A 7,475-nucleotide genomic window follows, 5' to 3' on the forward strand; every position below is an offset into this window, starting at 1 on the left:
GGATTGGATGCTACTATTTTGGTTAAGGGTATTCGCTTATGAGTCGAATCCGCCTAATGCTACTGTTTGGTTTTCAGCAATGGGTAAAGTTAAAATTGCTATTTTTAATACCATTTCACGCCTTCTTTAACTATTTTTGCAGGTATACCTGCTACTACTACACCAGCTGGTACATCTTTTGTCACTATTGCCCCTGCAGCCACAATCGCTCCATCTCCTATAGTCACACCTTTTAGAATCATCGCACGGTTACCTATCCATACATGTTTGCCTATAGTTATTGGCTTGGCTATTTTATAGTCTGGTTCTTCTATAGTATGTCCATCATAGTCTCTTATGACTACATCTCTTGCTATAGTAGCACCTTCGCCTATAGTGATTTTTGAGGCACAAGTTATCTCTACACCTTCATTTATAAAGCCACCATTTATTTCTAAGTGTCCATTCTTAATGACTCTTATATAAGAACCTGCATACATACTAAATGATTTATTTATTTGCAATACTCCATTTTCTTCAACTAGAAGTCTTGTTTCAAGCTTTGAAGATTGGACTTGTTTTATGCCCATAAAAAGTATGTTTCTGCATATGAGTTTTGCGTTTTTGTGTAGCTCTATCTTGCTATGTTTATAGGGAATAATTCCTACTTTTTTACTTTTTTGTATCTTGCTCTCAAAGAGATTCAATTTTACAATTCTATATAAGTCACTAGGCATAAAACCAATTTTGTTTAAAACTACAAGACCTTTTATAACTTTTTTTAGCTTATTGACTACCTTGCGTTTGAGTGTAGGCATAGGAAAGTATTTGTTTGCAACGACATCAAAAGGGTACTTATCTAAATCCTCATAAAATACTGCTCTTATATCCCAATCAATATTCTTTGTAGTATCATAATATATAGCTGGATTCCCGGGTTCTGCGTCTTTAAGAGTAAATTCTTTTGAGACTATAGCCTCCCCTAAAGACTCATAATAAGCTTTTCCTTTTTCAGAATTTATCATAATCAAAGATGTTCCTAAATCTTGGTCCATAGATTTATCAACATTTTCGATACCCCAAAAATCTGCAAGTGTAATATCAGCAGGTCTTGGAAAACCTCTGAACTTACATGAAAAACAAGCTTCCATAGTAAAAAGTTCAGTCTGTAAGTACCCAACGAAAAAAGGATCATTATATCTATCTGCTACATACGACTTGCCATTTTCAAAATCAACCCTCATAGAAAACTTGTGCCAACCACTTGTTTTGTCTTTTGCTTTTATCTTTTTTGCTTTTGATTGATATTTATTTTCAAGCCATTCAATATACTTTTGAAACACTTTTGTTGAGTTTACAGACTTGCAAATAAAATCACAAGTGATAAGATTTTCATAATCTTGTTTTAAAAAAGTATACAGTCCATCTATTTGGCACGGTGCTCCACAAACGAGGACTTTATTTCCAGCTTTGAGTTGCTTTTTCACTTCTGGAAAAAGCTGGTCAGTTAAACTAAATGTGTATTTTGAGCTTCTAATTTCATCTAGTTTACTTCTTTCATTTGTCAAAATATGCGAAACGCTATTGTCATCATTATAAACTGCACCGCCTACATAGCCACCTTGGTCGAACATCTTAAACGCCAACTCTGAAAAAATGCCTCCTGACGTACTATCTACTCGCACTTCATGATTTTTACTATAAGAAGCATAAACAAGAGGTGTTTGAAATCTTGGAGCTTCTTCTTTTCTCATGGTTAGTTCTGGTATGTAAGGGCACACCTTTTCGCACTTGTCACAGTCTACGCATGTTTGCATATTTACTTGAGGATAAAAAAATCCCTCAGCATCCATATTCATTGTTATGCATTCATCAATCGGACAAGCGACAGTACAGGTATTGCATCCGTTACAAAGTGCTTTATCTGTTATGTTTATCATAATTCTAAATCCCTCAAAACTTGAGCAGTAAATTTTAATCGTCCAACTTTATTCATAAAAAATGAGTTAATGTAATACGATTCGTCTTCTAATCGCTCATCTTTCCAATAATTTAAGAACTCTACATTTTTTATATTTGACTGATTGATATAGTCAATAATTTGTTCTTGAACAAACTTATCAGGGAAATGATTTGAGAGTTTTTTTGTAACAGGAAGTACGGTTAAAACTGGTTCAAGCTTTTTTTCAATACAAAAATCAATCATATCTTTTAAAATCTCTATATTTTTTTCAATATTTATTTTATTTTCATCAGACAATACAACATTCTCTAAATCACTCACTTGAAATTGTCTCTTCCATCCAGCTACCCATTTTAACGCGTCATTTTTTATCTCATCGTCACTCATGGCGTTTGAGTCTAGCTCAAGTCTATTATCTGGCTGTACATCTTTAAGTATTCTAAAAATCTGTTTTTTTGCACTAAACGCAGGATAATCAATAGCTAATTTTTTAGTTTTTGTAGAATAATTATCTATCAAATCTGGATTTAAAAAATTGTAGTACTTATGATTAGAAGCATTGTCTTTGTAATTTAATAAGAAAAATTGAAAAGGTGAAATAGCTATTAAGACTTTAGCGTTTGGCTTCAAATAGTTATGAAAGTTTTTCAATATTCTAAAATCATATTCTAAGGTCTGAGGACCAACTCCCCAATTCATTCCTAAAACATTCGATTGACTATAATCAAACGCAAATTTTGGTTGATTACTCCCTAGATTTACAATTTCAAGATTTTTTGGCATATCTTGAAACTTATAAGTATCTATAAACTTATTTTCATAAAAGTTTGTATTTTTAAATAATTTGTTAATCAGCAAAACAAAAATGAGAAGTGCTACTAGTATAAATATATAACTCATATTAAAGTCTCCCCGCCATCACAAACTATTGTTTGACCTATGATATGGTTCGTTGCATCACTCGATAAGAAAATTACAATTTCAGCTATCTCTTCAGATGTTGCAACTCTACTATCTAAGCTTGAAGAAGTATATGCATTTTTTTGAATGTTTATACCATTTATTCCTGTAGCTGTAATGCCTGGAGCTACTGCGTTTACTGTTATACCATACTTAGCTAAATCTCTTGCCAATCCTTGAGTCAATCCTCTTACTCCCCATTTAGATATCCCATAAGGTTCAGCCCCTCCCTGAATACTTCTTACAGAACCAATATTTATAATCTTTCCCTTAATACTATTTTTTATAAAGTACTCTGAAATCTTCTTTGAAGTAAAAAACAAGCCTTTAAGATTTGTATCCATTATCTCATCAAAAAGTTTTTCATCTGTATCAAAAAAGCTGTTTGGAGCATAAATACCTGAATTGTTTACTAAGATATCAATTTTTTCCATTTTTTCTACGATTTCATTTACTTTTTCATCTATTAGATTCGCTTTTGAAATATCCCACTCAACAACTATTAGATTTGAATCATTTATCTCTTTTTTTATCGTGTTTAATTTATCAATACTTCTACTCGTTATAGTGACTTTTGCTCCCAAGGATAGAAACTTTTTTGCTATTTCAAGTCCTATGCCACTCGTGCCACCTGTCACCAATATATGTTTGCCAACAAACATTTTTTCGTACAATATCTGCGAAACACTCACTTGAACTGGTGCTGAACCAGTTTTTAAACACAGCAGAAAGTTTTTAATAAGCCTTAGTATTCTTCTCATTTTATTTACCTCTTAATTTTATTTTTATCATAGTTTTTAATTTCGTTTTTTCTTCTCTGTTTAGTGCAATTAGGTAGCTTAGTGCAAAAACTATAGCCATTGAAAAAAATGTTACGAATAAAAACTTTATGAATGAATTTTCATATAAATCCATCATCGAATATAGTGGAATAATTGAAAGAATCGCAATCATTGCCACAGGAAATAATGTATTTTTAAATAAACTAATTACTGAAACATTTATCCATTTTTTTAAATAATACAACTCAATTATAAAACATAAAACAGTAGCAATCATATAAATAATCAAAGGGGTAATTATAGAAAAACCATTATCAAGCAGAATATAAGAAATTGGAAGAACTAAAATCAAAATTACTCCTGCTGTCACATTTGTCTGCTTCATATTTCCTGTTGCGTGAATAGCCATAACATAGGGTCTATTTAAACTACTAATGAGTCCATGCACGATAATAATTTGACAAAAAACAGTGGCATTTTGGGGAACTTCTACAAGCCATAAATTTAAAATATATTCTGTTTGCATTAGCACTGGAAGTGCTAAAAACCATAAAAGCAAAAATGCGTATTTTGAGTTTTGATAAAGAAGCTTATTCATCTCCTCTAGTTGATTTGATGCATAAAGCTTTGTTATTTGTGGCGTTACAGCCTGCTGAAAACCATTTACAAACTGGCTTAATCCGCCACTTACTTGCATAGATATAGCTCTTGCGGCAACGGCAATAGGACCAAAAAAGATATTTAAAATGATATTTATCCCTTGGGCTGAGAGCAAAGAACCCAATGTTCCAAAAATATTCCATCCTGAAAAGTGCATCATTGATTTCACTATACCTTTGTCAAATGAAAATTCAAAATGAGACTCTTGATAGTTTTTGAGTACATAAGTTCTGTAAATAAACGCAATAAATACTGAAACAAAAAACATCAAAATGGCATAAGTGACAAGCTTATCATAAGAGCTTAGTAGAAGTAAATAAACTATAAGTAGCTTTAAACCTGCTTCTAAAATACTAATATATGCAAATATATGCATTCGCTCATGCGCTATGATAAGAGCATTGTAAGGCACTTGCATAACTGTAACCATAGTAGAAAATACAGCAAACTGATAAGCCCAAAAAGCAGCGTCAAATCTGTCTAGTGGAATATTCATCTTTTCATATAAAAACCAAAGCCCGATAGTCTCACCAATAATAAGAATAAGCAAAGCAAGAGCTATATGAATAAGCAAAGCTGTTGAAAAAGTTTGTTTTAGCTTGACTAAGTCATTTTTACCTATTTCAAACGTCAAAAACCGTTGAGTACCTGAGGTCAAAGTATTGTTTAAAAAAGCCATTATTACCACAAAACTAGCTACAAGATTATACAGTCCAAAATCAGTCACTCCTAAAGTATCTAATACAACTCTTATAGTATAAAAGCTTACGGCCATTATGACTATCATACGGAAGTATAAGAAAAGTGTGTTTTTGGCTATGCGTTTGTAGTTTTGGGTCATTCGCTATAAAACTCATTATACCAATTAGCGAACTTTACAATCCCTTCCACAAGTGACGTATTTGGTTTATAATCAAAATCCCGAATCAAATCATCCACATCAGCAAAGGTCGATTTGACATCACCCGACTGCATATCCATGTATATCTTTTCTGCTATTTTTCCAAAGGCTAGTTCAATCGTCTCAATAAATTCTAGTAACCGCACGGGGGTGTTGTTGCCGATATTGTAGATGCTGTATTTTTCTGATGGATTGTCAATAACGTTGATCACTCCATCGACAATATCGTCGATATAGGTAAAGTCACGGCTCATATCGCCGTGGTTAAAAACTTTGATCGGTCTGTTATGGGTTATTGCATCTGCAAAGAGCATCGGGGACATATCTGGACGTCCCCACGGACCATAAACAGTAAAAAATCGCAAACCCGTCGTTTTGATGCCATAGAGGTGACTATAGGTGTGTGCCATTAGCTCGTTTGATTTTTTGGTTGCGGCATAGAGACTGATGGGAGTATCGGTTTTATCCGTCGTTCTAAAAGGCTGCTGGGTATTTAGACCATAAACCGATGAACTGCTGGCATACGAGAGGTTTTGGACGCCATAGTGACGGCAGCATTCCAAAATATTCATAAATCCGATGATATTGCTGTGGATATAGGCATCGGGATTTTCGATTGAGTAACGGACACCTGCTTGAGCGGCAAGGTTACAAACTGCATCGAACTTTTCGGTTTTAAACAAATGAACCATCGCTTCTTTATCCGCTAAATCGATCTTATAAAAACGATGATTTGGAAATGTTGAAGATTGGATTGCATTGCTTTGTTCACTGGATTCCAGATCGGAGTCGGGAATTACGATACCTAATTCATTCAAGCGCGTGTATTTGAGGTTGATATCATAATAATCGTTGATAATGTCCAAGCCTACTACTTCGTCCCCTCGCTCTAAAAGTTTTTTTGCTAAATGGTAGCCTATGAAGCCTGCGGTTCCTGTTACTAAAATTTTCATATATATCCTTTAATCATTCCCAAACAAGTCTCGGCTGTAAACTTTGTCAGCGACATCATCGAGTACATCTGAATGACGGTTCGCGATAATGACGTCGGAGAGTGATTTAAACTCTTCCAGAGCACAAATGACACGGGAGTTAAAAAACTCCTCTTCGTGTAATGCCGGTTCATAGATGACCACTTCTACGCCTTTTGCCTTGATGCGTTTCATGATCCCCTGTATTGCAGAGCTTCTAAAGTTGTCACTGCCTGATTTCATCACCAGCCTGTAGATTCCTACTACTTTTGGATTCTTTTTCAAGATAGAGTCTGCTACAAAATCTTTTCTGGTACTGTTGGATTTTACGATCGCTTCTATCATGTTGCTGGGAACATTCGCATAGTTGGCGAGGAGCTGTTTGGTATCTTTTGGCAGACAGTAGCCGCCGTATCCGAAACTAGGGTTGTTATAGTGTGTCCCTATGCGCGGGTCTAATCCTACCCCTTGGATAATTTGTTTTGAGTCAAGTCCGTGTGATTGTGCATACGAGTCCAGCTCGTTAAAATACGCTACGCGCATGGCAAGATAGGTGTTCGAGAACAGTTTGACGGCTTCTGCTTCGGTAGAATCGGTAAAAAGAATGTCAATGTTCTCTTTTAGGGCACCACCTGCAAGCAAAGAGGCGAAAAGCTCGGCTCTCTCGCTTTTTTCACCGACAATGATACGACTGGGGTAAAGATTATCATGCAGAGCAAGCCCTTCTCTTAAAAACTCAGGTGAGAAGATGATGTTTTGAGTGTTGAACTTTTCTCGTAAACTTTTTGTGTATCCTACCGGAACCGTTGATTTGATCACCATAGTAGCATTTTGATTGATACGGAGAACATCCGCTACAACGTATTCTATGGATTTTGTGTTAAAGTAGTTTGTCTCTGGGTCATAATCTGTCGGTGTTGCTATGATGACATAGTCTGCGCTTAAGTACGCATCTTCTTTGTCAAGAGTTGCACGAAAGTTTATGTCATCTCTTTGTAGATACTCTTCTATTTCTTTATCTTCAATAGGGGAGATTTTTGCTTTAAGCATCTCTACTTTTTCGGGGATGATGTCCAGGGCTACGACTTCATTATGTTGTGCTAAAAGTAGTCCATTAGAAAGGCCGACGTACCCGGTCCCTGCTATAGCGATCTTGATGTTTGTTTTTTCCAATGCGTGGTCTTTCTTTGAATATAAGTGAACGTAACTCAACTTTCGCACCTAAATCCAAGCAATTCTCGAGTTGTGCTTCGCAGTGT

The 7,475-nt window shown here is 35.0% G+C and carries 6 protein-coding genes; all 6 read right to left on the minus strand.

Annotated elements, in window-relative coordinates; genetic code table 11:
- Window positions 1-104: 104 nt before the first annotated feature.
- Window positions 105-1,919 (minus strand): Coenzyme F420 hydrogenase/dehydrogenase, beta subunit C-terminal domain, encoded by a 1,815-nt coding sequence (locus IBX42_RS10530; protein ID WP_294932698.1) that lies wholly within the window; start codon window positions 1,917-1,919, stop codon window positions 105-107.
- Window positions 1,916-2,842 (minus strand): hypothetical protein, encoded by a 927-nt coding sequence (locus tag IBX42_RS10535; protein ID WP_294932700.1) that lies wholly within the window; start codon window positions 2,840-2,842, stop codon window positions 1,916-1,918. Before IBX42_RS10535 ends, IBX42_RS10530 begins: the two co-directional genes overlap by 4 nt.
- On the minus strand, window positions 2,839-3,663 hold the full coding sequence (locus tag IBX42_RS10540) for an SDR family oxidoreductase (protein WP_294932702.1): 825 nt from the start codon (window positions 3,661-3,663) through the stop codon (window positions 2,839-2,841). The genes IBX42_RS10535 and IBX42_RS10540 overlap by 4 nt, the downstream gene beginning before the upstream one ends.
- Window position 3,664: 1 nt before the next feature.
- On the minus strand, window positions 3,665-5,119 hold the full coding sequence (locus IBX42_RS10545) for an MATE family efflux transporter (protein WP_365943654.1): 1,455 nt from the start codon (window positions 5,117-5,119) through the stop codon (window positions 3,665-3,667).
- Window positions 5,120-5,181: 62 nt separating this feature from the next.
- Window positions 5,182-6,198 carry an NAD-dependent epimerase gene (locus IBX42_RS10550; protein ID WP_294932706.1) on the minus strand — a complete coding sequence of 339 codons (1,017 nt, stop codon included), beginning with the start codon at window positions 6,196-6,198 and terminating at the stop codon, window positions 5,182-5,184.
- Window positions 6,199-6,207: 9 nt separating this feature from the next.
- Complete coding sequence (locus IBX42_RS10555; protein WP_294932708.1) at window positions 6,208-7,374, minus strand: nucleotide sugar dehydrogenase; 1,167 nt, start codon at window positions 7,372-7,374, stop codon at window positions 6,208-6,210.
- Window positions 7,375-7,475: the final 101 nt, after the last annotated feature.

The sequence above is a fragment of the Sulfurimonas sp. genome (assembly GCF_014859695.1).
Lineage (GTDB): Bacteria > Campylobacterota > Campylobacteria > Campylobacterales > Sulfurimonadaceae > Sulfurimonas.